The 23,641-nt window shown below is 42.8% G+C and carries 32 protein-coding genes and 1 pseudogene; 4 read left to right on the top strand and 29 right to left on the bottom strand.

Annotated elements, in window-relative coordinates:
- The 8 genes from LCY76_RS01365 to acpS form a co-directional block, all read right to left on the bottom strand.
- Window positions 1-402, bottom strand: a complete 402-nt coding sequence (locus LCY76_RS01365) for an anti-sigma regulatory factor (RefSeq protein WP_053356090.1) — start codon at window positions 400-402, stop codon at window positions 1-3.
- A gap of 2 nt (window positions 403-404) precedes the next feature.
- Window positions 405-761, bottom strand: a complete 357-nt coding sequence (locus LCY76_RS01360; protein ID WP_007200230.1) for an STAS domain-containing protein — start codon at window positions 759-761, stop codon at window positions 405-407.
- 12 nt (window positions 762-773) lie between these two features.
- The gene (locus LCY76_RS01355) at window positions 774-1,589 is read right to left on the bottom strand and encodes an STAS domain-containing protein (protein WP_248251150.1); all 816 of its coding nucleotides are present in this window, start codon (window positions 1,587-1,589) and stop codon (window positions 774-776) included.
- A gap of 172 nt (window positions 1,590-1,761) precedes the next feature.
- Entirely contained in the window at window positions 1,762-2,112 is a 351-nt protein-coding gene (gene ndoA / locus LCY76_RS01350; RefSeq protein ID WP_007200228.1) for a type II toxin-antitoxin system endoribonuclease NdoA, read from the bottom strand.
- A gap of 4 nt (window positions 2,113-2,116) precedes the next feature.
- Complete coding sequence (locus LCY76_RS01345; RefSeq protein WP_053356092.1) at window positions 2,117-2,398, bottom strand: CopG family ribbon-helix-helix protein; 282 nt, start codon at window positions 2,396-2,398, stop codon at window positions 2,117-2,119.
- Window positions 2,399-2,585: 187 nt separating this feature from the next.
- Window positions 2,586-3,731 carry an alanine racemase gene (gene alr / locus LCY76_RS01340; protein ID WP_248251149.1) on the bottom strand — a complete coding sequence of 382 codons (1,146 nt, stop codon included), beginning with the start codon at window positions 3,729-3,731 and terminating at the stop codon, window positions 2,586-2,588.
- 135 nt (window positions 3,732-3,866) lie between these two features.
- A complete protein-coding gene (locus tag LCY76_RS01335) occupies window positions 3,867-4,901 on the bottom strand; it encodes a LolA family protein (RefSeq protein WP_248251148.1) in 1,035 nt (344 codons plus the stop codon).
- Window positions 4,902-5,058: 157 nt separating this feature from the next.
- On the bottom strand, window positions 5,059-5,418 hold the full coding sequence (gene acpS / locus LCY76_RS01330; RefSeq protein ID WP_248251147.1) for a holo-ACP synthase: 360 nt from the start codon (window positions 5,416-5,418) through the stop codon (window positions 5,059-5,061).
- An 88-nt stretch (window positions 5,419-5,506) separates the two neighbouring features.
- Here acpS and LCY76_RS01325 point away from each other — a divergent pair, with 88 nt between their 5' ends.
- Window positions 5,507-6,112: a rhomboid family intramembrane serine protease gene (locus LCY76_RS01325; protein WP_248251146.1), complete on the top strand. Its 606-nt coding sequence runs from the start codon at window positions 5,507-5,509 to the stop codon at window positions 6,110-6,112.
- 35 nt (window positions 6,113-6,147) lie between these two features.
- On the opposite strand, the gene LCY76_RS01320 is transcribed toward LCY76_RS01325, so the two are convergent.
- From LCY76_RS01320 to LCY76_RS01275, 10 genes and pseudogenes are all read right to left on the bottom strand, one after another.
- Complete coding sequence (locus tag LCY76_RS01320; protein ID WP_248251145.1) at window positions 6,148-6,903, bottom strand: STAS domain-containing protein; 756 nt, start codon at window positions 6,901-6,903, stop codon at window positions 6,148-6,150.
- Complete coding sequence (locus LCY76_RS23985) at window positions 6,890-7,561, bottom strand: cobalamin B12-binding domain-containing protein (RefSeq protein WP_248251144.1); 672 nt, start codon at window positions 7,559-7,561, stop codon at window positions 6,890-6,892. The genes LCY76_RS01320 and LCY76_RS23985 overlap by 14 nt, the downstream gene beginning before the upstream one ends.
- Before the next feature lie 12 nt (window positions 7,562-7,573).
- Window positions 7,574-7,930: a hypothetical protein gene (locus tag LCY76_RS01310; RefSeq protein WP_248251143.1), complete on the bottom strand. Its 357-nt coding sequence runs from the start codon at window positions 7,928-7,930 to the stop codon at window positions 7,574-7,576.
- Window positions 7,927-8,232 (bottom strand): antibiotic biosynthesis monooxygenase family protein, encoded by a 306-nt coding sequence (locus LCY76_RS01305; protein WP_248251142.1) that lies wholly within the window; start codon window positions 8,230-8,232, stop codon window positions 7,927-7,929. The genes LCY76_RS01310 and LCY76_RS01305 overlap by 4 nt, the downstream gene beginning before the upstream one ends.
- 443 nt (window positions 8,233-8,675) lie before the next feature.
- A complete protein-coding gene (locus LCY76_RS01300) occupies window positions 8,676-9,896 on the bottom strand; it encodes a D-alanyl-D-alanine carboxypeptidase family protein (RefSeq protein WP_248251141.1) in 1,221 nt (406 codons plus the stop codon).
- A gap of 195 nt (window positions 9,897-10,091) precedes the next feature.
- Window positions 10,092-11,036 carry a magnesium transporter CorA family protein gene (locus tag LCY76_RS01295; protein ID WP_248251140.1) on the bottom strand — a complete coding sequence of 315 codons (945 nt, stop codon included), beginning with the start codon at window positions 11,034-11,036 and terminating at the stop codon, window positions 10,092-10,094.
- 26 nt (window positions 11,037-11,062) lie between these two features.
- The gene (locus LCY76_RS01290; protein ID WP_248251139.1) at window positions 11,063-11,404 is read right to left on the bottom strand and encodes a GNAT family N-acetyltransferase; all 342 of its coding nucleotides are present in this window, start codon (window positions 11,402-11,404) and stop codon (window positions 11,063-11,065) included.
- 24 nt (window positions 11,405-11,428) lie between these two features.
- A pseudogene (locus tag LCY76_RS01285) lies at window positions 11,429-11,744 on the bottom strand (NUDIX hydrolase).
- Window positions 11,745-11,764: 20 nt separating this feature from the next.
- Window positions 11,765-12,157 carry a VOC family protein gene (locus tag LCY76_RS01280; protein WP_336606237.1) on the bottom strand — a complete coding sequence of 131 codons (393 nt, stop codon included), beginning with the start codon at window positions 12,155-12,157 and terminating at the stop codon, window positions 11,765-11,767.
- A 110-nt stretch (window positions 12,158-12,267) separates the two neighbouring features.
- Window positions 12,268-13,155 carry a hypothetical protein gene (locus LCY76_RS01275; protein WP_248251138.1) on the bottom strand — a complete coding sequence of 296 codons (888 nt, stop codon included), beginning with the start codon at window positions 13,153-13,155 and terminating at the stop codon, window positions 12,268-12,270.
- 225 nt (window positions 13,156-13,380) lie between these two features.
- Between LCY76_RS01275 and LCY76_RS01270 the strand changes: the two genes are divergently transcribed.
- Together LCY76_RS01270 and LCY76_RS01265 are read left to right on the top strand one after the other, a co-directional pair.
- Complete coding sequence (locus tag LCY76_RS01270; RefSeq protein WP_248251137.1) at window positions 13,381-14,652, top strand: tetratricopeptide repeat protein; 1,272 nt, start codon at window positions 13,381-13,383, stop codon at window positions 14,650-14,652.
- A 14-nt stretch (window positions 14,653-14,666) separates the two neighbouring features.
- On the top strand, window positions 14,667-14,897 hold the full coding sequence (locus LCY76_RS01265) for a hypothetical protein (protein WP_248251136.1): 231 nt from the start codon (window positions 14,667-14,669) through the stop codon (window positions 14,895-14,897).
- Window positions 14,898-14,929: 32 nt separating this feature from the next.
- On the opposite strand, the gene LCY76_RS01260 is transcribed toward LCY76_RS01265, so the two are convergent.
- The 7 genes from LCY76_RS01260 to uvsE all read right to left on the bottom strand — a co-directional run bounded on the left by LCY76_RS01260 (window position 14,930) and on the right by uvsE (window position 20,081).
- On the bottom strand, window positions 14,930-15,265 hold the full coding sequence (locus LCY76_RS01260; RefSeq protein ID WP_248251135.1) for a L,D-transpeptidase: 336 nt from the start codon (window positions 15,263-15,265) through the stop codon (window positions 14,930-14,932).
- Between the two features lie 45 nt (window positions 15,266-15,310).
- Window positions 15,311-15,838, bottom strand: a complete 528-nt coding sequence (locus tag LCY76_RS01255; protein WP_248251134.1) for a DNA-3-methyladenine glycosylase I — start codon at window positions 15,836-15,838, stop codon at window positions 15,311-15,313.
- Window positions 15,839-15,958: 120 nt separating this feature from the next.
- The gene (gene lepB / locus LCY76_RS01250) at window positions 15,959-16,507 is read right to left on the bottom strand and encodes a signal peptidase I (protein WP_082683654.1); all 549 of its coding nucleotides are present in this window, start codon (window positions 16,505-16,507) and stop codon (window positions 15,959-15,961) included.
- A 347-nt stretch (window positions 16,508-16,854) separates the two neighbouring features.
- Window positions 16,855-17,202, bottom strand: coding sequence for a VOC family protein (locus LCY76_RS01245; protein ID WP_248251133.1), 348 nt, complete (start codon window positions 17,200-17,202; stop codon window positions 16,855-16,857).
- Between the two features lie 11 nt (window positions 17,203-17,213).
- On the bottom strand, window positions 17,214-18,239 hold the full coding sequence (locus LCY76_RS01240) for an S-adenosylmethionine:tRNA ribosyltransferase-isomerase (protein WP_248251132.1): 1,026 nt from the start codon (window positions 18,237-18,239) through the stop codon (window positions 17,214-17,216).
- Window positions 18,239-18,964: an SDR family NAD(P)-dependent oxidoreductase gene (locus tag LCY76_RS01235; protein WP_248251131.1), complete on the bottom strand. Its 726-nt coding sequence runs from the start codon at window positions 18,962-18,964 to the stop codon at window positions 18,239-18,241. Before LCY76_RS01235 ends, LCY76_RS01240 begins: the two co-directional genes overlap by 1 nt.
- A gap of 151 nt (window positions 18,965-19,115) precedes the next feature.
- A complete protein-coding gene (gene uvsE / locus LCY76_RS01230) occupies window positions 19,116-20,081 on the bottom strand; it encodes a UV DNA damage repair endonuclease UvsE (protein WP_248251130.1) in 966 nt (321 codons plus the stop codon).
- 135 nt (window positions 20,082-20,216) lie between these two features.
- On the opposite strand from uvsE, the gene LCY76_RS01225 reads away from it, so the two are divergent.
- Window positions 20,217-21,146 carry a DMT family transporter gene (locus LCY76_RS01225; RefSeq protein WP_248251129.1) on the top strand — a complete coding sequence of 310 codons (930 nt, stop codon included), beginning with the start codon at window positions 20,217-20,219 and terminating at the stop codon, window positions 21,144-21,146.
- Window positions 21,147-21,185: 39 nt separating this feature from the next.
- Here LCY76_RS01225 and LCY76_RS01220 read toward each other — a convergent pair whose 3' ends face one another.
- The 4 genes from LCY76_RS01220 to LCY76_RS01205 form a co-directional block, all read right to left on the bottom strand.
- On the bottom strand, window positions 21,186-22,112 hold the full coding sequence (locus LCY76_RS01220) for a DUF4097 family beta strand repeat-containing protein (protein WP_248251128.1): 927 nt from the start codon (window positions 22,110-22,112) through the stop codon (window positions 21,186-21,188).
- A gap of 2 nt (window positions 22,113-22,114) precedes the next feature.
- Complete coding sequence (locus LCY76_RS01215) at window positions 22,115-22,666, bottom strand: HAAS signaling domain-containing protein (RefSeq protein WP_248251127.1); 552 nt, start codon at window positions 22,664-22,666, stop codon at window positions 22,115-22,117.
- Window positions 22,653-22,982, bottom strand: coding sequence for a PadR family transcriptional regulator (locus tag LCY76_RS01210; protein ID WP_248251126.1), 330 nt, complete (start codon window positions 22,980-22,982; stop codon window positions 22,653-22,655). The genes LCY76_RS01215 and LCY76_RS01210 overlap by 14 nt, the downstream gene beginning before the upstream one ends.
- A gap of 182 nt (window positions 22,983-23,164) precedes the next feature.
- Window positions 23,165-23,623 carry a C40 family peptidase gene (locus tag LCY76_RS01205; RefSeq protein ID WP_248251125.1) on the bottom strand — a complete coding sequence of 153 codons (459 nt, stop codon included), beginning with the start codon at window positions 23,621-23,623 and terminating at the stop codon, window positions 23,165-23,167.
- Between the last annotated feature and the right edge of the window lie 18 nt (window positions 23,624-23,641).

Raw genomic sequence — 23,641 nt, 5'->3', positions numbered from 1 at the left:
CTAACGAAGCCACTTCGTAGCAAGGATCTCTGTCCCGCTGTCCAGCGTTGAATCAATGGAAAACTCGTCCATTAAACGCTTGACTCCAGGCAGCCCCGCCCCTAGTCCTCCAGAAGTCGTGTATCCATCTTGCATAACCTTTCGGATATCCCGAATCCCAGGACCGTTATCAACGGCGATGATCCGGAGTCCTTTCCTGCCCATTTGTTCAACCGGCTCCAGACAAATTTTTCCGCTGCCGGCATACAAGTAGATGTTACGTGCCAACTCAGAAATGGCGGTTGTAATCCGCGCCTGATCCACATTGCCGAACCCCAGTTCTTTTGCCATGTTTCTGCCTAACTGCCGGGCACTGACGATATCCCATTCATTGCAAACTTCTACACAGGATTGGATGTCCATACTCATCCCTCCAGTTCCAGTCGCAATTTATCAAGCCCTTGTTCAAGATCAAGCGCCGTCGGAACCTCTCTCATTGAAATCCCTAAATCAATCAGTGTAATTGCAACTGCAGGCTGAATACCAGTCAAAACAACTTGTGCTCCCATCAGTTTTGACATACGGACGACATCACCTAATACTTTGGCGATGAAGGAGTCGATCATATCTACGGATGTCAGGTCAATTACCACACCTTTGGCGCCGGTGTCATGAATCTTATTAAGCAGATCTTCTTGAAACTGCAGAGCTGTCTGATCGTCGAGCTCTACTTGAATCGTAATAAGAAGATACTCATGCAGTTTCAAAATAGGAATCCTCATTTTTCCCACTCCCTATTTATCCTTAACGATTTGTTGGTTTGTAATTTCCAGAGCTCTTTCCATCCCTTTTTGCAGTGTGCTTTTTGTAGGAAAAAGGCTTAAATCAATGCCAAGACTAACAATGGTCTGGGCGATTTCCGGCCTGATTCCGACCAGAATACAAGTGGAGCCAAGCAGCCTGACTGCATCAGCAGCCTGGATTATATGGTGAGCAACCATTGTATCGACAACGGGAACACCTGTAATATCAATAAGAACGACTTGAGAACGGTATTGAATCACTCCCTCGAGCAGGTTCTCCATAATCAGCTTTGCGCGTTCTGTATCGATGGTTCCAATCAGCGGCATAACACTAATATGCTGAAATACCGGAATAAGCGGTGCTGATAATTCAAGCAACGCTGACTTTTGAATAGAAACGGTACGTTCCCAAATCTGAGAAGAATTTTGAACTACTGAATTTAAAATAGGATCCATCCAGCGGTCTACTTCCCTGTAGATATCTATTGCTGTATCCTTTTGAATATCTTCCTCAATAATAATCTCCAAAACAATCCTTCGAAACGTCTGAAGACCTTGTGTTAAATATTCAAGCGGCATGTTCGTCCGCAATACTTTATCGAAAAAACGTTCCAATGTCCCATCAGCTGAAATATCACCCTGGCTGATATGGTGAATCAGCAATGATAAAAATTCCTTGTTCAGCTGATTGTACATGTGGGGTGTCATAACGCTTGTCTCACTTTTGAAAGCATTAAGCTCCCTGGACCAAAGCTCATCTATTTCGTTGCGTTTACTTAAGATAATATCGATGATGGCCGCGTTCATTCTATACCCCCTTACGATCGGTACACTATATTTATTATTCCATTTCTCACTCATTCTTGCAATCTTTTGCTATATAGTTCGCCGGCAATTCCCAAAAGCTGTGCTTATTTACATTAGTAAATAGTTTCCAATTAAAAAAACTGCCAATTCCCAGGGAGAAACGGCAGTTTGTTTAAAAGTCTATAAGACCGAGACTGATTTGCAACGCTTCATCAACGCGACGCATCATCTCATCATCAAGATGCGTGATTTTGTCGGTCAGCCTTTGTTTATCAATCGTACGTATTTGCTCCAGCAAGATAACAGAATCCCGTTCGAATCCATACTTCTTCGCATTGATCTCAACATGCGTCGGCAGTTTTGCCTTTTGGATTTGAGCGGTTATGGCTGCGACAATAACAGTAGGACTAAATCGGTTACCGATATCATTTTGAATAATCAAAACCGGTCTGATTCCCCCTTGTTCCGATCCAACAACAGGGGAAAGGTCTGCAAAGTAAACGTCTCCGCGTTTTACGATCAAAGGGCTACACCCCGCTAACTAAGCGGTCTAAGGTAATTTCAGCTTCCTCCTCTAAAAGAAAGGCTTCTGATGCAATGTTCAAATTGATTTTTGCCATTTCCATATAACCCTGTCTCATAGATTCACGAATGTGACGTTTCTTCTTCTCGCGGATATACATCTTAGTCGCCTGATGTATAAATTCGCTGCGGTCCAAATTCTCATTCTTAATCATCCGGTCTACCTCATTGATAATCTGTTGAGGAAGACTAATTACGATCCTCTTTGTGTTAGCCAATTCGGACACACCTACACCTCCAGAGCAAAGCTTATCTACGATTTGCTACGATCATTCTTAACCAAATATAATCTTATCACTTAAGATAAGGGTTTGCAAAACGATTTCAAAGTAAATATTCTTCAAGATTTTTAATAGTCCTGCTAATATTCTGCTAAAAATTTAAAATTACATTCATTTTTTCTAAAATTCGACCTTACTTTTTGTAAACACGGGGGACACGAGATGTAATTAAACACGGAATTTCGTAGTTTATCGTACCGATTTGAGCGGCAAGATCATCAATAGAGATCTTTTCGTCCCCCTGGCAGCCGATTAACGTAACAAGATCACCGACCTTCATCTCATGGGGAAGGCGGACCATGCATTGGTCCATACAGATCCTTCCTGCGAACGGAACTTTCCTGCCCCCGGCCAGTGCGTGACCTTTTTCAGCATAGCGTCTCATCCAGCCATCGGCATAGCCGATCGGAAGCGTGCCGATCCACTCTTCCTCCTTGGCGGTATAGGTGGCGCCATAGCTTACCGTATCTCCCCGTTGAACTTTTTTCACATGAACAAGCCGGGTATGCAGGGAAAAGGCTTCTTTTAACGGAATAGGAAGTACGCTCTTCACTTCCTCTGAAGGAGCGAGTCCGTACATCGAGATTCCGATTCTTGCAATATTAAAGACTTTGTCAGGGAACCTTAGAGAGGCCGCACTGTTTCCGCAATGGATAAAGAGCGGTGCTGCACCCGTTTCACGGATCCATTCCAAACTTCGCGCAAACCTTTCAAATTGTTTGTCCACCAGATCAGATTCCAGTTCATCTGCCGTTGCAAAGTGGGTAAACACGCCCTCCAGGCAAAATTGGGGAACCTCCTCTATTTTCAAGGCAAGATTCTTGGTTTCCTCTGCTTCTCTCGTTCCAATCCGTCCCATACCTGTGTCAATTTTAAGGTGGAGGCTGACCCTCTTCTCTCCTTTAAGATGAACTGAAGCCTCATCGACCCAGTCCGCTTGAAAAACGGTAAGTGAAATATCGTTTTCCGCTGCAAGTGCCGCATCTTCCGGCCTGGTCCGGCCCAGTACAAGAATTGGTGCCTGTATCCCTTGTTTTCGAAGAGACAGTGCTTCATCCAATAATGCGACTGCAAGATAGGCTGCCCCTGCTTCAAGTGCCGTTTTTGCGACAGGCAGCGCTCCGTGTCCGTATCCATCCGCTTTCACTACGGCCATAATTTCCGTTCGGTCTGGAAGCAGGCCGCGGAATGAGCGAATATTCTCTTCGATGCTGGACAAATCAACCTCTGCCCAAGTGTCTCTGTAAAACTCCCGAGTATCCAAACTTATCCGTCCCATCTATCTATATCTTCTTCTTATAGAAATTCGTCTATTCGTTATTCTACAACATTCATCCCATTTCCGTAAGGGCAAATGCAGAATAAAAAAGGCTGATTCACAAAATGCGAAATCAGCCAAATCCTTTTAACTTTATTATTTTGAGCCTTGAGCGGAAACCGAACGCGCAATGGCCATCAGTTCCTCCTGATCAAGCGAATTGGATGCAAGGAAAAAATCCACTCCCTTATACGTCCATGAAATCGACTTATCATTCATCGCTCCAACGGTATAGCCCAGATCAACGGGTTCTCCGCCAGGCATGGTCAGCCTTTCTGGTTTTCCGGCAGTTGTCTGAACGGCTTCATTTTTTCTTTCAATCAATGTAAATGTTTTTTTATTATTTTCATCCGAGAAACTGAGAACAACTTGTTTGCCGTCATCCACGCTAACTTCCTTTTCATTGGTCAATTCGATATTCCCAGGCCCGCTGTACTTCGGATACAATACTTCCATTGCCTTTTGGTTACTTTTCTGGCTCATCGCCGGCAGTTCAAGCTGTGCTCCTGTCATGTTGGTCTCCATGTCAAAAGCGCCCTTATCAAATTTAGCATCGAACTTCACATTGGAGAATTGCAGCTTCACCAGTTCCTTTGCATCCTTATCCATAACTCTTACTGATTTCGGAGCCAGATCTTTATTCAGCGTTATCTCCTGCTGGTACAGGTTTTTATTTTGATAGTTGGTTTTTGTATGGAAAACATACGAATTCTCCTTCGCTTTAAATCCTCGGTCCGTATCATTCAGTATGTCTGCTGCCAGAGACTCGAACAAATAGACCTGACTGTTATTTTCCGGCCAGTCGCTTTGGAATCTGAAGCTTTTATTGAGAGCAGGCGTTAAAACAAAAACACCTTCTTTATTCCTTAGGATCATCTGGCTTTGATCCTTCTTGGCGTTTTTTAGATTCACACGATAGAAGTTTGGTTTCTTATGCCACACTTCCAGCTGATACTGAATTGGTTTCTCGCCCGTATTCAGTGTCATGACGGCATCTGCTTTGTATCCCGTCATTTCCTCCATCTTCCTATCCAGCGACGTTACTACATCTTCCTGGCTTTTCGCTCCGCAGCCCGCCAATCCGAATATGAATAGAAACGCCATCAAGGTTATTGACAGTGTCTTCTTCATGTTCTTATCCCCTTTGCCCTTTATTTTACAAAGGAAGGGCACCCTGTATTTACGCTCTCAACCACGCAAACAGGATGTCCTTCCTGACCGCATTACAATATATGTGGGCAAATGGGACAATATGCAGACTAGCATGACGAGCTCTGAAAATCGAAGCTTATTCCGGAGCAGCTTCCAGCACGACTTGCGCCACAGCAAATTCTTTGGAATGTGAAATGGAGAGATGGGCGATCTTATCCGTTCCGCCGAATATGACAGGCTTCCCGTTATCATTTTTCGTAATCTCGATATCCTGCCAAGACAGATGCTTCCCGATTCCCGTTCCCACTGCCTTTGCATAGGCTTCCTTGGCAGCAAAACGCCCCGCAAGAAATTCAGCCTGCCGTCTTCCCTTTAAAACGCCGTACGCCTCAAGCTCTTTTTCAGTGAGGATCCGATCGGGAAAACGAACTTGCTTCTGGCAGACCTCTTCTATCCTTGCAATCTCCACAATGTCAATTCCTGTGCCAATAATCATCAGTGCTTCCTTTCTACGGCTTTCGTATTTCTTATTTGTATTGCCGTTGTGCTAAGATAAATATACTACATACAGGTGGTGATGCTGGTTGTTTGTAAGGGAGGAAAATTTCAAGACTTTTATCAGGCTTTACCCTGTCATTTCGATCCTGACAGCTCTTCATTTGATCGTTTTTCTCCTGCTTAATATTGGACCGCAGGCGGACTTTCTTTACTATTATTTTGCCGGCTCTAACTATTACATCTCCCAGGGAGAATATTGGCGGCTCGTCACACCGATCATTACACATGTCAGCCTTACGCACGTGCTCTTCAATTCATTTTCACTCGTTATTTTCGGGCCTGCCCTTGAGAGAATTCTTGGCAAAGGCAAATTTCTGATCGGATATTTTGGCGCCGGCATTATTGCAGATATCGCAACCTATTTTATTCTTCCCCTTAACTTTGCCCATATCGGAGCATCAGGTGCTATTTTTGGGCTGTTCGGCATCTATCTTTATTTGATGTATGCACGCAAAGAATATTTAGCAGGGGCAGGCAACAAACAGATATTGCTTGTCGTTCTGGTCTTCAGCTTAATCACCACGTTTACCACCGAAGGAATTAATATTTACGGCCATTTATTCGGGCTCATTGCCGGCGCTGCCCTGGCACCCGTCTTAATGGCGTTTGTGCCAAGGCAGAAATTCCGGTAAAACAGCGAAAAGACACCAAGCTCTCTGGTGTCTTTTTATAGGTACTTTCTCATGGCCTCCTGCAGCGTCGATAAAAAGGAAAATTCCTCATCTGCATTCAGCGCGTTCATTTGTTTCGCATGTTCAGGCTTTACTCCGACGATGACTGCTTCAATCCCGCCCATATAGGATAAGGCAGTGAACAAGCTTTCCATCTCCTGCAGCCCTTCACGTGTAATAGAGCCTACACCGGTAAAATCGAACAGCATCGTATCCAGGTCATGCTTATACGCGCTTTTCAGCGTATTTTCTTTAATGGCATTTATTTTCCGGGGCGTAATATCACCGAACATGGGGATTAAAGCAACCTCAGCGGACAATGTAATAAAAGGGCCTGAGAGCTTGTCAATCTCCATAAACGCCTTTTCAAGTTCTTCCTTTTTTTCAAACAGCTCAAAGTCCGTGCTTGAAAGTCGGTTCTGAAGGTTTAATACCATGTCTTCAAGAAATTTATTGTTCTGATCCTTTTTTATGCAAACTACATGCCCGTTGAGATAATGATCCCACGACACGTAAAGGTCAAATAGTTCGAGAGGGCGGGTTTTCGTTCTCAAACTGATCTCCACCGGCTTGCTGTTATCAGATGTCTTCAAAAAGTTTTTCAGCTTGGCTACATTTTCTTCATCTACAATGGAAGATAAATTACTGCTGAATTGAAAAATATTTTCCGCTTCCTTAGAGTAATTTATAATTTCAAAGTCATTGTTGATTTTAATATATGGAACGGGTAACACATAATCAATAACGGACATTCTGCTTCTCTCCTGCACTATACACTTCCAGCCAGTTTTGAAGCTCAGCGACATCCTTTATAATAACGGTCTTGTCTGAACAATACGGCCTGAGGTCATACTTTTCTGCCAAGCGGCCGCCGATTACGACAGTAGGGCCGTAATTTAAACTCTCCAGAGCTTCCACATACCTTTTTAAGTTTGGCAGATTATATGCGATGGAAACCGATAGGCCAATAACATCCGGAAGCCATTTTTCTGCTGTGTGAACTGTATATTCCAATGGAAGATCCGCTCCCATATACCTCGAGTGCCATCCGTCTTCCTCAAACAGGGAGGATACCATTTTAAGCCCAAGGGCATGCTGCTCTCCTTCAAGGCAGGAAAACATAGCTTTATGATTATGGCCGTGCTGGTTTAAGAGCTTCTGCCGGTCTGGAGTGTAATGGTATTGCGCCAGCACAAAATCACAAACGGCGGTGGCCAGATGTTCCTCAGCAACAGTAATTTCGTTTCGTTCCCATAATTCTCCGATATAGCGCATAGCAGGAGTCAACAGTTCATAATACAGCTGATACCTCGCAGTGTCCTTAGCGGTCACACGCAAAAGCTGGATCGCATTCTGCTGATCACCTGCTAAAAGATACTCAGCGAATTGCTGCGGTAACTGGTGTTGCACTTGAATCCCCCCTTATGCCTTCTTTCTTAAGACCTTTATTCCCTCATCAAGATAGGTGCGGTAAGCAGTTATCCTGTCATCGGGATTCATATCGCCTAAAATTTTATCAATTTCATCAAAATTATAAATTAAAAGGTCAGCAGACATGCCGAACTTTTCGAGGATACCATTAAGCCAGCTCGCATAATCCGTGAAAAAAACCGGATTTTCCAGCTCGTAGGCGGTCTCCAAATGCTTCATATGGTGGTGATTGTCTTCAATGGCTTTTCTTTTCCCTTTTTCACCGTATTTGTCAAGAAGTTCGGGATAATCCTCATACATCTTTTTCACTACACTATTTACAATATCATCTACAGGGACTTGTGTCATGTGGCAACCACCTTATATTGTCTGACAGTAGGAACGATTGCTGCAAGCTCCTGATCAGGGTATTTTTTCTCCATATCGTGAATTTCTTTGAACTGCGTGCTTCTTACCCATTCCAGATAATGTTCTTTGGTCTCAAACGTTAACTGAACCGTAATTTCCCCTGGGCGTTTTTCGTTTTGAAGCAGCAGAAAATCCTTAAATCCTTTTGCTTTGTCTACTAGACGCGATCTGTTTTTATATATGTTGATTACTTCTCCCGCCTTTTGTTCCGGGACGGCAAAAGTTGAATGGACAATATACAATGTAATACCCCATTTCTCATGATAGTCATCATTAGCTACAATACATTGTTCAACCAGCAGGGCACGTTTTCCTTCCCTATTTTACTCAAATGGACTAAACCACTATGCGACCTGAGCGTTCGTGCAAGTATAACAAAACACTGCAGCTTCATCCAGTTATACCCATTATTTGGATATTAAAAGGGAATTATGTGAGTACTGCGGCATAAAAAAAGAGAGGAGATCCTCTCTTTACGTTTAAATACACTTTTTTAATTGGTCAGCGACATGATCGCGGTCATCATCATTAAAATAAACACTGTCACTACAAGTATCCTGATTTTCGTATTAATATCCATAAAAACCCACCTATCAGCACCCTTATTTATACTTCTACTATATTTCTTTCGATTCACTTGCCAAATTTATGATGATTTCAGAAGAAAACACCCTCCAAGAAGGTGTTATTTAATAAACGTATAGTTCTTCGCCAGCCTTTTCATCCGCTGTTCTTTTCTCTTTTTCTTTTTCATGCGGACGATCACCATGCAGGAGACAAGCAGCAGAAACAGGCTGTAGAAGAAGACTGCCGTCCTTGTGGTTAACTGCAGCGGCGTTATTTCTTTTACCTTTTCTGCCGTGCTTGAAGCCATTTTGCTGGCTGCTTTTTTGGGGCTTGGATGAAACAGCTGAACTGCGGCCAGCTCATTTCCTTTGCTGTCCTGCACCGTTAATTCCCCGTTTGAAGAAACATTCTTCGTATAATTCTCCCCCATAGGGAGTGTAAATTCAAGGTCCTTTTTCAAAGCATGTTCTTTTCCGGCAGAATCCTCAATCATGGTTCCTTTGGAAAGTTTCTGCCTCTGAAAATGGTTAAACCCGTATTCGAAAAGTGAAATGGTATCTCTGTAAGACGCCTTAGCCGTCGGAGCTTTTAAGACCACCGCAATAAAATCCATTCCATTTCTGGACACCGAGGTAACAAGCGTGTGTTTCGCCTGACTGACATAGCCGTTTTTGACCCCTGTCGTGCCCGGGTAGTCCCAGAGCAGACGATGATGATTCACAAGGGTTGTATTCCAGCCCTTTACGTGCCAAGGGAGATCTTTTATACTCACAATTCTTTGGAATTCTTTATTTTTCATGGCGACTTGAGTGATCTTGGCCATATCTTCTGCTGTTGTATAATGATCAGGATTAAACAATCCGTTCGGCGTCACAAAATGGGTATGCGTGGCTCCTGCCTTTTTCGCAAATTCATTCATTTTATCGGCAAATGAAGGCACATCTCCTGCAAGATATTCCGCAATTGCTACAGCTGCGTCATTTCCCGAGTTCACGATCATTCCCTCAACAAGCTTCTTTAAAGGAAGCTGTTCTCCCTCAGATAAATAGACCCTTGTTCCGTCTGTCAGGGTCGCGTTTTTACTGATGGTTACCATTTCATCCATTTTACCGGACTCGATGGCAAGGATTGCCGTTACAATTTTAGTGATACTTGCAGGATACATCTTCTTGCTGTCCTTTTTATTATAAAGAACGTTCCCGGTTTTCTGATCAATCAGGATGGCACTCTGGCTTTTTACTTTCGGTGCTTCACTTGTGCTGGCGTGCACCGGTACAGTTGGTGCCAGAATTCCAGATAATAAACATAAGGACATGATGGTTTGAAAAATTTTCTTCATTCGCCGCTGACAACTCCCGTCTACATACTCCCTATAACATTTCGAACGAAATATCCTGCTATTAATGGTAAGTTGGTTGGTTTTTAATTAAAATTTTTTCCCAATAGTTTTAGGATTCGACAAAAGTAGTCAAATCTTTTTTTCTATCGGATTTTTGCGGCAAATGTTTATATTTTTTTTCACGGAAGTGTGTATTTATTTGAACCGGTGTTTTTTTCTGCGGCTTTTTAAAAGGTCTCCTGTCCACCCTTTCATCCTGAGCCATATGTAGATACTGATGATAGATAAACCGATGAGACCCAGTGCCCAAGCATATCCCGTTTTCCAATCGAGCTCGGGCATGTTCTTGAAATTCATACCCCAGATTGAGCCGAGCATCATACCCGGAGTGAAGATAACGGTCATAACCGTGAGTGTCTTCATAATTTCGTTTCCTCGATGTGAAGAAAGAACTTCTTCAAGGTTGATCATTGTATCTATATCTTGTTTGTAATGGCTGATCAGATTCAGTGTACGTTCGATCCTGACGCTCGTCCTCCTGTATTCTCTTGTTTCTGTAATGCCATCTAAAAATGCTTCTGCCGCTGCCAGCTTAATTTCGTCAACTGGTATGGTCAGGTCTGTCCAAATTAATAATTCCTGGCGCAGATCATAAATGCGTTCCAGCAGGTTTTGATTATTATTTTTCTTCATATCATGCTGAAGGGTTTTCAGCCTGTGCTCGAATTTATCGATTCCGTCGAGATAGTTGTTCAGCACTTCGCCAAGGAGGATAAAAAAGCCTTCTGCCGCTGTTTCGCATTGATGCATCTGTTCAAGCATGCCTTTTTTCTCTGTCCGGATCAGCTTCGTAACATCCAGCCCTACTGTAACAAAATAATTTTTTGTTACGTAGAAATGGAAGAAATCATTGTTATATTCATCTTCTCCCAGATCCTCTTTTTCATAGATAAGGCAGCCGTTCAGGACGGGGCTGCCGTCGTGCTCTATTCGTAAATAATTGCTTGTTTCTTCTTTTATATTGTTGATCCAGTGAGAACTATCCGGCAGCTCGTGAACCATGTTCTTGAGGTATTGTGCCTTTTGTCCTGCTGACTCTATTTCATACCATTTCCACTTCGCTAAAAATTGATGGTTCACAAGATCACTCCCTTTCCTGACCGCTGCTACATCTCAAAATCTCTGGCTCCTTTTTTCCTCGCCCAGGCCAAACAGTGCTGCACAAGCATTTGGCGCAACTGGCCCTCCCCGGACATGGTACATAAATGGGTGATGAGAGCCCTGGGCTTTTCTGTTAAGGAAACGGGATCCTTCTTGTTGAGCCGGACAACCGCATAACCATGAAGAACTCCCTCTTCCTCCGCAGCAAACACCCCGACATCTTCACGTTCCAACGCGGAGACCCATTGTTCTTTTGACCATTCATCCATTAAATTATCCGGATTTCCTACTAATTCTTTCATATTTTGAAAGTCAGCCGCCGTGCCCTTTCGAATATATCTGCTCATTTTTCTCCTCCCCTAACATTTTTTCTAAACAGAGAGCGGTTCATCCATTTCAACTAAAACAGGATGGTCTTCCGGAAAAGAGAGAATTAACCGGCCAATTTCTTCTGCCGTTATCCAGGAGATTTCATGGATCAGCTGGTCGGGCTGCCCACATTTACCGATAACCTGTTTCCTCCCAAAATTCCCGGGCACAGCATCCTTGAAACGTTTCCACGGATTCAACCTGCCCTGATGGTACGCCCCATCTCTTTTCTTCCCCCATCTGACCCTGCAGCACCATGACAATTTTGTTTTCATCGTTTCTGCAAATTCCCGCCGCTCCATTCCAGACTGCGTCCATCCTTTATCATTTCTCCTTTATTAGAGCTTCATGTGTGGAGTATGTGCAACTTCCAGCACATATCCGTCAGGATCTCTGAAGTCTACCGTATAATATCCCTTTGAATAGCGGGGTACTTCAACAGGGCCCCTGATCATCTCTGCACCGGTTTCCTGCAGATAGCTGCCGACACGATCAACCACATCGCGTGAGACTGCCTGAAAGCAAATGTGCCTTGGCCCTGCAGAATCAGTCCGCAGAACACCGGCCTCCTTTAAATAGATCTCGATATGTCCAGAACTGAACATGCCTTTCCTAATCTCCTTCCACCCGATCAAAGCAAACAGCGTTTCATAAAATTTCATAGACTCTTCCATCGAGTTCACCCAGAATTCAATATGGTTGATTCCAGGGATCCATTCTCTTTCTTTCACGCATCTCCCTCCTTTCAAAAGGACGTTCTTTCATTAGATAACCTCTTCTTCCGAATAAGAAAAAATCCTGCAGTATCACCACCGCAGGATTGAACATTATGTGTATTGATTTAAGAAATCTTTCGGCTTTCAACGATTTTCCGATTCGTATGGTCCCACGTAAACAAGGTTTTGCTGTCTTGCTGCAGGAGAGAAAGCGAGCGGCTCGTACATTCCACCACTTGCGAATTTGGAATCGCATGTGTGAACTGTTCACCTGTATTCAGATTTACATATACAATCTTTTCCGTTTTCCCTGTGGCAAGATCCAATTCATACACCATGATCTCATCCTCTACATGATAGAGTGTTCTCGGTGATATGCTTAGCGGATATTCTCTTACCACTTTCTCTTTACTGTTCAGGACAATGATTTTCTTGGGATCGCCATTTAGAATGGGAGCCGCTGAAATGTAAACCTCATCCTTAATGCAAAGGATATCGGTAGGTGCCATATTCTTTCCCAGGTTCACCCTTTTTTTCTTATTGTCTTTAATGACGTAGAGGACCGCTTGATCTTCCTCTACAATATAACAGGAAACATAAATGGCTCCTTGATTCTTCTCGACTTCCCACAGGTAACCGTTCACTTTCCATTCTTTTATAAGCTTCGGCTGTTCCTTTGAGAAAATAAGAAGCGAGCCTTTAGACCCATCACCTTCACAAGCGATGACAACACTGTCATCAAACTCATAAAAATTCGGTCGGCCGTTGACTTTATGTGAGATGAGCCTGCCATTTTTATGGTCAAAGATATAGATGGTGTGCCGTTTGTTTTTGGTATCCTCGGCTTTGGCAAACCAGTAATTTTTTTTATTATCCATGAACACATCAGTATATGGAGTAGAGTCATCAAGTTCGCTGGCTGAAGGCTTTCCGGCTGAACCTGGATCATTTGAGACATATAGCAGCTCCTGGATGTCCGATTCTTGTGCTGATAATGTATACATTTTCGCCATTATGTTCTCCTCCATTTCTTTATTGCCGGTTATAACTTTCTTACCATCCGGACAAGTCTTTGAAATTATTTTAATTGTGTAATTCTAGCAAAAACTGATTATTTTCTGTTATATTTATCTTAACAGACTATTCTGTAGGTATGTATTGGGAAAAGTAGTAGTATTGGTACGTGATGAGCAGGGGGTTAGCATGACAATTTTCCCAAGTTCGGAAAGGGGGATTTTATGGTCGGTCAAAGAATAAGATATTATAGGAAAACCAAAGGCCTAACCCAGGAAGAACTGGCTCAGGGAATCTGTTCTGTTTCCTACTTGAGTAAGATTGAGAAAGGGGATGCGAAGTCCAGCGAGGAAGTCATTAATCTCCTATGTGAACGTTTAGGTATTTCGCCCGAGGAAGTCGACAGCAACGAGATCCTCGAACTGCTCAATGAGTGGAATATGATGATGGTGAATCGTCGGTTTGAGGAAGCTGATGATTTTTTTGAGAAAGTTCAGGAAAAAATGCAAATCGTAAATGAGCCTGAGCTTATTTTGAGATATGAGTTGTTTTTGGCGAGGTATTATATTGTTACGGCAAACCCAAACATAAATGCAGCCAGCAATCTTTTATTAAAAGTTAATAATCTAAAAGAGCAACTTACGCCTGAACTTATATTCTATTTTAATATTGTTTCGGGCAGCCTTAATATTAATCAAAATAATCATAAACTTTCAATACAATTTTTCAAAAAAGCTGAAGACATTTACAATACAACAAACAGTAATATTAACGAGAGTGATGTTGCAGTATTATACTATTTAACCGCTCTTGCCTATGGTTACTTGATGCGTATAAGCGCAGTCAATTCTTATGCCTTTAAAGCGATAGGAATTTTTGATAAAGAATATAATTATAGTAGAAGTGCGGATTGTCAAATATTGCTAGCTATTAGCTACAGAAGAGTTCAAAATTACGATCAAGCAGAATATCACCTTAATCAAGCTTTAAAATATTCTAGATCGTTTCATGATAATTTCACCTCAGGTGTTATTTATCATAACCTCGGCTATGTTTTTTCTTGTAAAAAAGAACATCTTAAAGCTGTAGAATTTTTTAAAAAAAGTCTTTTTTTTAAAGAGAAAGATGGGGACCCTGAACGTATAGCTGGAACCAGTTATATGCTGGCTCAAGAATTTTTTGAACTTCAGGATTTTGAACAGGCCCGACAGTGGATAAAAAAAAGCTTTGATAACTTGGGTAATAATACGACTAGTGATTTTTATTACCATTTGCAAATATTAAATTATAGAGTTGAAGGTTCGGAATATACCTGGTCAGAGTTTGAAACATTTGTTAGTAAAGAAGCTATACCTCATTTTGAAAAAAGAAATATGTGGGAATATGTTTCGCTTTATTCTGAACTGCTTGCTGATTCATATTTTGATCAAAGCCAATATAAAAAGGCAAGTTTGTTCTATAGAATATCAAATAATAGTAGAAAAAAGATATTTTAATGGAGGAATTTTTCATGAAAAGAGTTATTACTGGTTTTTTGATCCTAACATTTATGATGGCTTTAGCTTTCCCTATTTTTAAAAACAGCGCATTTGATGAGCTTCCTAAAACAATCGTGAAGCTTACTGCCTTTGATGAACTTCCTAAAACCTTTAAGCTTACTGCCTTTGATGAACTTCCTAAAACAAGCCCTAAACTTGTAGCTTTTGATGAGTTACCTGACTTGGGTTCTAGCAGTTGCTGATTATATATTTTGAGCCGCTTAGGCTCTTTTTTTCATCTCCCAATATAAACTTTCGTACCAACCGGAAGAATTCTGGACAATTCGAGCACATCTCTGTTAAACATTCTGATGCATCCTTTTGATACCCTTTTTCCGATGGATGACGGGTTGTTGGTCCCATGAATCCCATAATGGGGCGCTGAGAGGCCCATCCACATGGCTCCATAGGGACCGCCTGGATTAGGCTGTTTATTAATAATTCGATACGTACCCACTGGGGTCGGGGTCAGCATTTTACCCACTGCTATAGGATATCGCTTGATTGTCCTTCCGTTTTGCATTAAAGCAAGTCTCCTGCGGCCAACCGATATTAAAATTTCATACGCCAATTGAGCCACCTCCACTCTTACAGTATGTAAGTGGAGGTGGTTCTGTTATCTGGCCTTTTCCTTTATTGCCTGTGAATGGAGATGGCAGCCTTCCTCATGCTGCGGCTGCATCATTCCCGTTGCCATTAAAAAGCTTTCCGCAGTTGTCAGTCCGATATGTCTGAATGTCTGCTTGATGGCCTTTTGCTTCTCCAGATGATCCGCTGGCAGCTGCTCAAAAAAAGTAATAAGGCCCCCGTGCTCTTTAATCAGCACATCACATCTTCTTGCATTCTCAATGGTTGCTTCAATCTTTCTTCGGTGTCTGACAATGCCTTCATTACTTAACAGCCGTTCAATATCGTCCTCAGTGAAATTCATAACTTTTTTGATATCAAACTGACAGAATGCTTCTCTGAAATTCTCACGTTTGTGCAGGATCGTCCTCCAGCTGAGGCCCGCTTGGAACATCTCTAAAGCTAGACACTCAAATAATTTAGTGTCTTCTTTAACCTGTTTCCCCCACTCTTCATCGTGATATGCCGTCAGAAGTTCACTGTCACGGCTCCACTTGCATCTCACTGTCTCTTCCATTTCTTTAACCTCCTTGGTGCCTGGCACCGCCAATTACATACTTGTGTAAAACCGGTGCCTGGCACCTCTAAATAGCATCTCTAAAATAAAAACCTGGCCAGTGTGGTCAGGTTTTTTGGCTTACTTTGTTTGTCGGATGTCTTTGAACGGATAGATGACCACTTCGGAGCGGCCTTCAACTGAGCTGATGTTAATAAGGCCCAGGCCGTTTCTTGAATCCATGCTGTTCAATCGGTTGTCACCCATTACGAAGATTTTTCCTTTTGGAATTTTAATCGGCCCGAAGTCTTCTGTTAAATAAACACCGAGGCTTCGCGCCTGCTTTTTGTTTTTAGACAAATAGGGTTCTTTTATTGGCTTGCCGTTTACCAAAAGCTTGTCACTGTGAACTTGGATAGTGTCACCTTCCACTCCAATTACACGTTTAACATACCGTTTGTCCGTGCCTTTGATAATCACGATATCCCCTATTTTCGGTTCAGACACCGAATAGATAATTTTATTTACATATAATTTATCATGGTTATGCAAGGTTGGAGACATGGATGCTCCTTCTACCATGTATGGTGCGAAGAAAAAGGTTTTGATAATATAAACAAGGACGAGAGCAAATACGATGGACTTGATCCAGCTGAAGAGTTCATTCCCTTTTTTAGCTTTTTGCTCCATAATGTTCACACCTTTCTTAGTCAGGTGAACTAGTCACCCATTTCTCTTTTTATTGTACCGTATGTATATCTCTGCGGTCACGTAAATTATTGCTGTCCCGCTCCGGGCTGACAGGTATACAGTTTGGCGCGTATTTCGCTAATTACGAAGATTTCTTTATCGGATCAAGAGCTTCACCTCGGGTATTTTAGCCCACTGTCTTTTATTGTAGCAAAAACAGCGAATGACAAAACACTTTTGAAAAAATTTACAAAGTTATTTAAAAGTGTTACTTGGTAATTGTTTATAATGTCAAGAAACACTCATTAAAAAAGCCAGAGGTCCCTTGACCTCCAGCCATCCTTCATCTATTGTTCTTCCACAAACTCTATCATCTCACCTGATGGCCCTTCATAAAAGACAGTACGCCAGCCGTTTTCCAAAACATACGGTCCTTCTGACGGAACGATTCCTTCCTGCTGAAGTCTGCCAGCCAAATATTCTAAATCGTTCGTTTGATAAGCAACATGGGCTGCTTCACCTATCGTACCCGTTTGTGCAATCAGTTCGATCTTCATGCTTCCGCTCTCCAAGAACAAGAGATTCTCCCCCATCCAGCGGGTCCGAAACAGTTCCTTCATGTTTAATGCCTTTATATAAAATTCCGCTGCCGCATCCAAGTCTTTCACTGCAATCCCGTAATGATGGACCTTCATGTATTCCATCCTTATAGGATCAGGTTCATGTCACCGAACTCATGCCAAAAGTACTTTTGGGTGATCGCCTCTTCGTATGAAACTTTTAAAAGTTCTGGAGAAACAAAGGCTGACAGCAGATCAAGATGGCTGGCCTCAGGCTCATGAAGTCCGGTGATCAATCCGTCTGCAACTTGAAGTTTGGTTTCGGCGGTAATATATAAATTCGTCCATCCGTTTGCCGCCCTGATGCGGCCTTCATGGTCGGCACCCGACTCCAGGGCACGGACCACCGTCGTTCCAACAGCAATTACTTTATTTCCGCTCTCCTTGGCCTTTTGAACCGCCTGCGCAGTTTCTTCAGGTATCGTGTATTCCTCCATATTCTCGCGCGGCTCTACATGCCATTTATCATCCATTAAATAACTTAAGCCCGTATGCAGCTGGATATAGGCAATTTTCACTCCTTTTTTCTGAAGGCGGAAAAGCAGTTCCCAGCTAAATGCCCGCCCGGCTGACGGCATTTCAACAGAGCCTGGAGAGGTCGCAAAAACAGTCTGATAGTAATCAAGTTCCCACGGTGTCTTAATATATTCATAACGTACCGGCTGTCCGATCTGATAGATTTGATCATACAGTTCCGAGCAGCAGAGATTAAACTCAAGTACAGCAAATGGATTGTCTGTTTCCGTTGTAAAGATAGAAGCGGTTAAGAGTGGGGAAAACATGATTTTGTCCCCTGCTTTCACGGTATTGGAAAGGATCAATGCCTCCCAAATCCTCTCGCTTTTCCTGTGAGCGAGCCTGACTTCTACCACGGTTCCATCCTCAAGCTGTCCCTGCAATACGGCAGGAATCGTTCTGCTTGCGTTCAGCACAAGAACATCTCCGGCTTTCAAAAAGTGGTCCAGCTGATAAAACTGCGTATGAGAAGTATGGCCGTTTACTCTGTCAATGACCATCATTTTTACATAATCTCTGCGCAATCCTCTCCGTTCAGGAGGCATGCTGGCATTTAACTCCTCGGGCAGGAAAAAGGAAATGGCTTCTGCACTCATCAGCTTTCTCTCCCTTCCACCGTAAATTCCTGCGCACTGAACCGTTTGCCGTTCTCTTCAGAAGATTCTTCGGAAGCAAGGTATCCGAAGACATGAACAAGATCATTCGGATCAGCCAGTTCATAATCACAATTCGGTACAGCAAGGGCATGCATTTCGGTATCCATTTCACCAGGGTCCACCATGTTCACCCTTACACCAGTCTCTGCCACTTCGTCTGCCCACGTTTCAGTCATCCCTTCAAGTGCAAACTTCGAAATTCCATATGCTCCCCAGCCTGCGTATCCTACGTTTCCAGCCTCGGACGTTACATTGATGATGCTTCCTTTGTTCCGCTGCAGCATGGCCGGCAGTACTCTGCGTGTCACCAGGAACGGTCCGATGGAATTGACGCGGAGCACTTCAGCAAAATCCTCTTCCGGATAATCCAGCAAATAAGGCATCGGGCTTGGTCCGAGCATGGAGGCATTGTTAATGAGCACATCAATATGTCCGAAGTAGTCTTCTGTCAGCGCAACGAAACGTTCCACATCTCTCGCCTGGGAGGCATCCGCCGTTACCGCGAGAACGTCAGCACCATATGCTTCTGCTTCCTCCTTTACGCTGAGCAGTTCACCTTCTGTTCTGGCACAGATCGCTAGGTTAAATCCTTCCTTTGCAAAGTAAAGAGTAAGGGCCTTTCCTAATCCTCTTGAGGCTCCGGTAATCATCACTACTTTCTTCATTTTTATTCCTCCTTAGTTTTTATACTTTTTATATATTTTTGTTTAGTAAGTATCTTTATTATAATTGTATGAAATTTCAAACGTCAATGTCTTTCGCCCGATAATTTTCGACAAATGAAAAAACCCCTTGCAGCAAGAGGTTTTTGGCTGGTTATTTTAAATAAAAAGAGGCTCCGTTTATGATCTCTATATCGTTTCTTTTCTTTATATCCTCCATCAGCTGAAACAGCGCGCCATCCTTTCGCTTGGCTTCAATCATGCAATCGACCTGCCCCACGCTTCCCTTTATGCCCTGAAGGAATCGGAAGAACATTTCAGGATCCACAAAATCAGCATGATGCCGGTATTCTTTCTCGCTTTTCGGACTGGAAATATGCATTTTCAGCGGAAGGGGCGAATATTCCCATGACTGAACGACACGATCCCAGTTCTCTTCCCAATGGATGTTCTGATGATGGGCCAAGTGATGATGGTAGTCAAAAACGAGCGGTATACCCAGCTTCTCACACAGATAAAGGGTATCATCCATCGTAAATGAGGAATCATCATTCTCAAGCATCATCATTTGCTGAATATGATGCGGAACATACATCCAGTTATGTATGAAACGTTCAAGTGCGACATCGGTTTCTTTGTAATTGCCTCCAACATGCATGATACATCGGTGGACAGGATCAATCTCCATCCCTCGTAAGATCTTATAATGAAGATTCAGCGTTTGTATGGAATTCTTAAGTATCTCATCTTTGGTCGAATTGATCAGTACAAAATGATCCGGATGGAAGTCCAGTCTCATCTGATGTTTTTTTGCAAAAGATCCGATTGCCTGCAGCGCCTCTTTTAGTGGAAGCATGTACTTCCAATCCAGCAGTTCTTTATGGTTGGCCAGTGGAATAAGCCTTGATGTCATCCGGTAAAATTGGATATCGTTGGCTGCATTGTGCATAAGTAGCCTTAGCGTGTTTTTCAGGTTGGAATTTGCAATCCGCTCCAGTTTTCTTAACGCTGCTGCCCTGTCCTCAATCTGCGAAAAACGGGCATAAGTCATCGTTTGCGACGGAGAGGAATTTTGAAGCTCCATGCTCATCGCCACATACCCGAGACGTATAATGGTCATACCGTTCACCTCAATTCTACTAACAGTATTCCCAAAAAATATTTTCTTCGATCATCTCCCAGGTTATAGACAAATATTTGAAATGGGTTTAATATTCGGTTAGCAGCTCACTAACCAACACAGAGGGATTTGACTATGGAGAAAAAACGGTATTATCTGTTGCTTGTTTTATTAAGTCTAGTTACGGTTATTTGGGGATTAAATGTCATTATGATCAAGTATCTGTCGGGTATTTTCCCTGTGGTTCAGCTTTCTGCCTGGAGGATTTCCATGGCAGCTTTGGGTCTTATGCTCTTTACATACGGGAAGTGGAAACTTGGGATTAAACAGCTTTCTAAATCTGCCTGGTTCCTCATTTTCCTTGTCGGGTTTACGTCGATCTTTTTGCATCAGCTATTAATCTCCCAGGGCCTGCGCTATACGACTGGCTCTGCCGGATCGCTCATTTTGGGGCTTAATCCTCTTACAACCGCTCTTCTTGCTATGCTGTTTCTCGGTGATAAGTTCGAACTCAAGCGGTTCATCGGGATCGGTATGGGGTTTATTGGCGTCATTCTTGTCGTTGGCCATCCAGGGGCAACAGGTACAGATGCGATAAAAGGAAACCTATTCGTATTCCTATCCATGCTCGCCTACGTGGCGGGAGGCTTGCTGATCAAACAGGCGGTCAAACAAGCCAGTGTTTATCAGGTAACAGCATTCAGCCATTTGTTTGGTGCCCTGCTGCTGATGATCATGTGGGCCGTTCATCCTGTTCAGCCTGCCGTCTATCACGTTCACTGGTTCTCATTTGGTGTCATGGCCTTCTCTGGCTGTATCGCAACGGCTCTATGTACATCATGGTGGAACATGGCCATCTCAGAAATTGGTCCAAGTAAAACCACCCTGTTCTTAAACGTCATGCCGATCAGCTCCCTATTTTTTGCTTCACTCTTTTTGAATGAAACGATTCACTGGTACCACGCGCTTGCCCTTCTCCTGATTGTGGCAGGCATTTACCTCGGTCTTGCGCGAAAAAAAGAAAGTACTCGTTCCAAGAAAGTGAACATAAATAAAGCAATCTAGCACAAAAAGGCTCCAGACCCGGTCTGGAGCTTTTTTATGTTACTTTAGGTAAATATCTCCCGTATCCGTTTTTACAGTAACGCTGAATCCTCCCTGACCCGCTTTTCCTTTAGCCTCGTGATCGCTTTTTTCTTCATAGTTCACTTTCCAGTCCGGGGAAACTTCAACATCGCCAGTGTCAGAGGATGCACGCAGCTTAAAATCAGATGGAGCCTGATCCATTTGCATTTCAACATTTCCTGTATCCGATTCAATGTGAACATCCTTGCTGGCACTTTCCATCGAAAGGTCTTGAATATCTCCGGTAGAGGTCCTGATCATCACCTTCGCATTCTTTGAAATGCGGCCGGCTTGTATATCACCTGTGTCAGTTGATAGATCTATAGATGTTCCACGATAGTCATTGAACGACAAATCTCCTGTATCGCTCTCTGCATTCAGCTTGCTTACTGTAAATTTCCCTGAAGCTTCAATGTCACCTGTATCCGTCTCGATGTTTGCCCTATCGGACTTCAAATCTTTAATACTTACATCTCCTGTGTCAGCTGAAATATTAAAATGGCCATACTTTTTATCAGGTACATACACCGTCAGCTTCGGACTCCAGTGAAAGCCCATGTTAAAGAACTTATTTTTTCCAATAACCTCCACATCCAGAACGCCGCCATTCTGCTCAGCCTGAATGCTGTAGTCTTTCTTGTCGCCCTTTTGGCCTTCAAGAACCACTCTGGTTATCGGTCCGTTAGATATCTTTACGGTAATATCAGCCGTATCTGAGGTGAGCTCTACCGATTTAAGTGAATCGCTGCTGAAGGTTTTTTCAGTATAAAGCACGGTTTCTTTGCTTTTGTTAAAGGAAGAGAAAACAGAATGACTGGTTGAAGCATAAATGCTGTAGGTTCCAATCAACCCGGCTGCCAAACCGATTGCTGCAATGACCGTAATTTTTTTCAACACTGAATTCATCCCTATCGCCCCTTAATAATATTGACATTGAATTGCAGATACTTAATAAGAACTCTCACAAACCATCGTGTCAGGACAATGGATGCTACTCCTAACAAAACCCCTGCACTAAGCAAGGCGACGATGGAGAACAACCCCATCAGCCAATTCGCAGAACCTCCTAGTTGCTCCCATCCAAATAAGACGGCGATTGGGGACAGCAGCAGGCCAATAGATACCGCATAAATGGAAAGAAGTACACCCACAACCGCAAAGAACGGCCCCAATATAAAGATAAGATTAAAGAAACCAAGACTGACGGTAGATAGAACCGCTTTTACTACGGATTCAAACGATGGCTTAGATTTTGCTTCCTTCACACGAAATTCTGCTTTCACTTCTTTCGCAATCGCTTTTGGCTGGCCGAGCGAAGCTGCGATTTCCTCTTCTGTTTTTCCTTCTTCCAAGCCCAGCCTGAAGTGCTCCTCATAGTCATATAAAATGTCCTGGCGGTCTGCTTCAGGCAATTCCTTCAATTGATCCTTCAGCTGTGACAAAAATTTATTTTGCACCATCCGCTAACCCCTCCTCAATAATTTGATTAACCCCTTCATAAAACATCTTCCATTCGCCTACCAAGGACTCCATATAACGGTTTCCTTCTTCTGTCAGCGTGTAATATTTACGTGGAGGACCGCCTGAAGATTCCTTTAAATAGGTGGAAAAGTAGCCTTCTTTCGTCAGTCTCCTAAGAAGGGGATAGACCGTTCCTTCGGCAATATGAAATTTCTCAGAAATCATCTGTACGAGTTCATATCCATATTTGTCGCTTTTGGCAGTAAGCACTAAAACACATAACTCTAATATTCCTTTTTTAAACTGGGCATTCATTTGTTTCCCGCCGCCTTCCAATCTGTCTCCATCTTTTTCTGTTTTCTATCCATGGAAGATAATTGGCTTATTTTCCAATTACTTGCTTTACTCACTATAGAGTATCATCCACTACTGTACATTACAAGGTACTAAACAAAAAAATAATCAGGACTATTTTTCAGCCTGATTATTTATCCTTTTTATTTTAATACCCGTTTAGCTCCTGCATACGCGTCTTTCCAGTACTTTGTTTTAAGAGACTGGATTCTTACCCCTTTGGAGGTTGCCCCGACAAATTCACTGTTTCCAAGGTATATGCCTGAAAAGGATACTTTTTTGCCATCTGTTTTAAAGAAAACAATGTCTCCCTGTTTTAAATTTTCTTTTTTGACTGCTGTACCTGTTTTATACTGCTCAGCAGAAGTCCTTGGCAAATTCATGTTAACTGCAGAATGCTTATAAACATATTGAGTATACCCAGACGCATCAAAGCCTTTTGGTGTCGTACCTCCCCATTTAAAAGGAGATCCCACAAAGTGTTTTGCTGTTGCGGTTACCTCCTGATCATAGGAAGGCGAAGCATTGGCAATATGGGTTCCTCCCAATAAAATTCCTATAGCCGTTCCCAACGATACAAGTGACATTATTACTCGTTTCATCATCATTTACCTCCTGAA

This window comes from Fictibacillus marinisediminis (assembly GCF_023149135.1).
Lineage (GTDB): Bacteria > Bacillota > Bacilli > Bacillales > Fictibacillaceae > Fictibacillus_C > Fictibacillus_C marinisediminis.
The sequence above is the reverse complement of the archived record's forward strand: the minus strand, read 5'-3'. Positions and strand labels throughout refer to the sequence as shown.

What these genes read in the sequence shown, in the direction of transcription:
- LCY76_RS01255 (WP_248251134.1), bottom strand. Translation starts at nt 15,838, where the DNA reads ATGGAAGAGACAGTGAGATGCAAGTGGAGCCGTGACAGTGAACTTCTG.
- LCY76_RS01245 (WP_248251133.1), bottom strand. Translation starts at nt 17,202, where the DNA reads ATGAAGGTCCATCATTACGGGATTGCAGTGAAAGACTTGGATGCGGCA.
- LCY76_RS01270 (WP_248251137.1), top strand. Translation starts at nt 13,381, where the DNA reads ATGGTCGGTCAAAGAATAAGATATTATAGGAAAACCAAAGGCCTAACC.
- LCY76_RS01210 (WP_248251126.1), bottom strand. Translation starts at nt 22,982, where the DNA reads ATGAATGCCCAGTTTAAAAAAGGAATATTAGAGTTATGTGTTTTAGTG.
- LCY76_RS01235 (WP_248251131.1), bottom strand. Translation starts at nt 18,964, where the DNA reads ATGAAGAAAGTAGTGATGATTACCGGAGCCTCAAGAGGATTAGGAAAG.
- LCY76_RS01220 (WP_248251128.1), bottom strand. Translation starts at nt 22,112, where the DNA reads ATGAATTCAGTGTTGAAAAAAATTACGGTCATTGCAGCAATCGGTTTG.
- LCY76_RS01265 (WP_248251136.1), top strand. Translation starts at nt 14,667, where the DNA reads ATGAAAAGAGTTATTACTGGTTTTTTGATCCTAACATTTATGATGGCT.
- LCY76_RS01275 (WP_248251138.1), bottom strand. Translation starts at nt 13,155, where the DNA reads ATGGCGAAAATGTATACATTATCAGCACAAGAATCGGACATCCAGGAG.
- LCY76_RS01360 (WP_007200230.1), bottom strand. Translation starts at nt 761, where the DNA reads ATGAGGATTCCTATTTTGAAACTGCATGAGTATCTTCTTATTACGATT.
- uvsE (WP_248251130.1), bottom strand. Translation starts at nt 20,081, where the DNA reads ATGACCATTATACGTCTCGGGTATGTGGCGATGAGCATGGAGCTTCAA.
- LCY76_RS01290 (WP_248251139.1), bottom strand. Translation starts at nt 11,404, where the DNA reads ATGAGCAGATATATTCGAAAGGGCACGGCGGCTGACTTTCAAAATATG.
- LCY76_RS01225 (WP_248251129.1), top strand. Translation starts at nt 20,217, where the DNA reads ATGGAGAAAAAACGGTATTATCTGTTGCTTGTTTTATTAAGTCTAGTT.
- LCY76_RS01320 (WP_248251145.1), bottom strand. Translation starts at nt 6,903, where the DNA reads ATGTCCGTTATTGATTATGTGTTACCCGTTCCATATATTAAAATCAAC.
- LCY76_RS01355 (WP_248251150.1), bottom strand. Translation starts at nt 1,589, where the DNA reads ATGAACGCGGCCATCATCGATATTATCTTAAGTAAACGCAACGAAATA.
- LCY76_RS01365 (WP_053356090.1), bottom strand. Translation starts at nt 402, where the DNA reads ATGGACATCCAATCCTGTGTAGAAGTTTGCAATGAATGGGATATCGTC.
- LCY76_RS01300 (WP_248251141.1), bottom strand. Translation starts at nt 9,896, where the DNA reads ATGAAGAAAATTTTTCAAACCATCATGTCCTTATGTTTATTATCTGGA.
- LCY76_RS01310 (WP_248251143.1), bottom strand. Translation starts at nt 7,930, where the DNA reads ATGACACAAGTCCCTGTAGATGATATTGTAAATAGTGTAGTGAAAAAG.
- LCY76_RS01205 (WP_248251125.1), bottom strand. Translation starts at nt 23,623, where the DNA reads ATGAAACGAGTAATAATGTCACTTGTATCGTTGGGAACGGCTATAGGA.
- alr (WP_248251149.1), bottom strand. Translation starts at nt 3,731, where the DNA reads ATGGGACGGATAAGTTTGGATACTCGGGAGTTTTACAGAGACACTTGG.
- LCY76_RS01215 (WP_248251127.1), bottom strand. Translation starts at nt 22,666, where the DNA reads ATGGTGCAAAATAAATTTTTGTCACAGCTGAAGGATCAATTGAAGGAA.
- LCY76_RS01335 (WP_248251148.1), bottom strand. Translation starts at nt 4,901, where the DNA reads ATGAAGAAGACACTGTCAATAACCTTGATGGCGTTTCTATTCATATTC.
- LCY76_RS01240 (WP_248251132.1), bottom strand. Translation starts at nt 18,239, where the DNA reads ATGAGTGCAGAAGCCATTTCCTTTTTCCTGCCCGAGGAGTTAAATGCC.
- acpS (WP_248251147.1), bottom strand. Translation starts at nt 5,418, where the DNA reads ATGATTATTGGCACAGGAATTGACATTGTGGAGATTGCAAGGATAGAA.
- lepB (WP_082683654.1), bottom strand. Translation starts at nt 16,507, where the DNA reads ATGGAGCAAAAAGCTAAAAAAGGGAATGAACTCTTCAGCTGGATCAAG.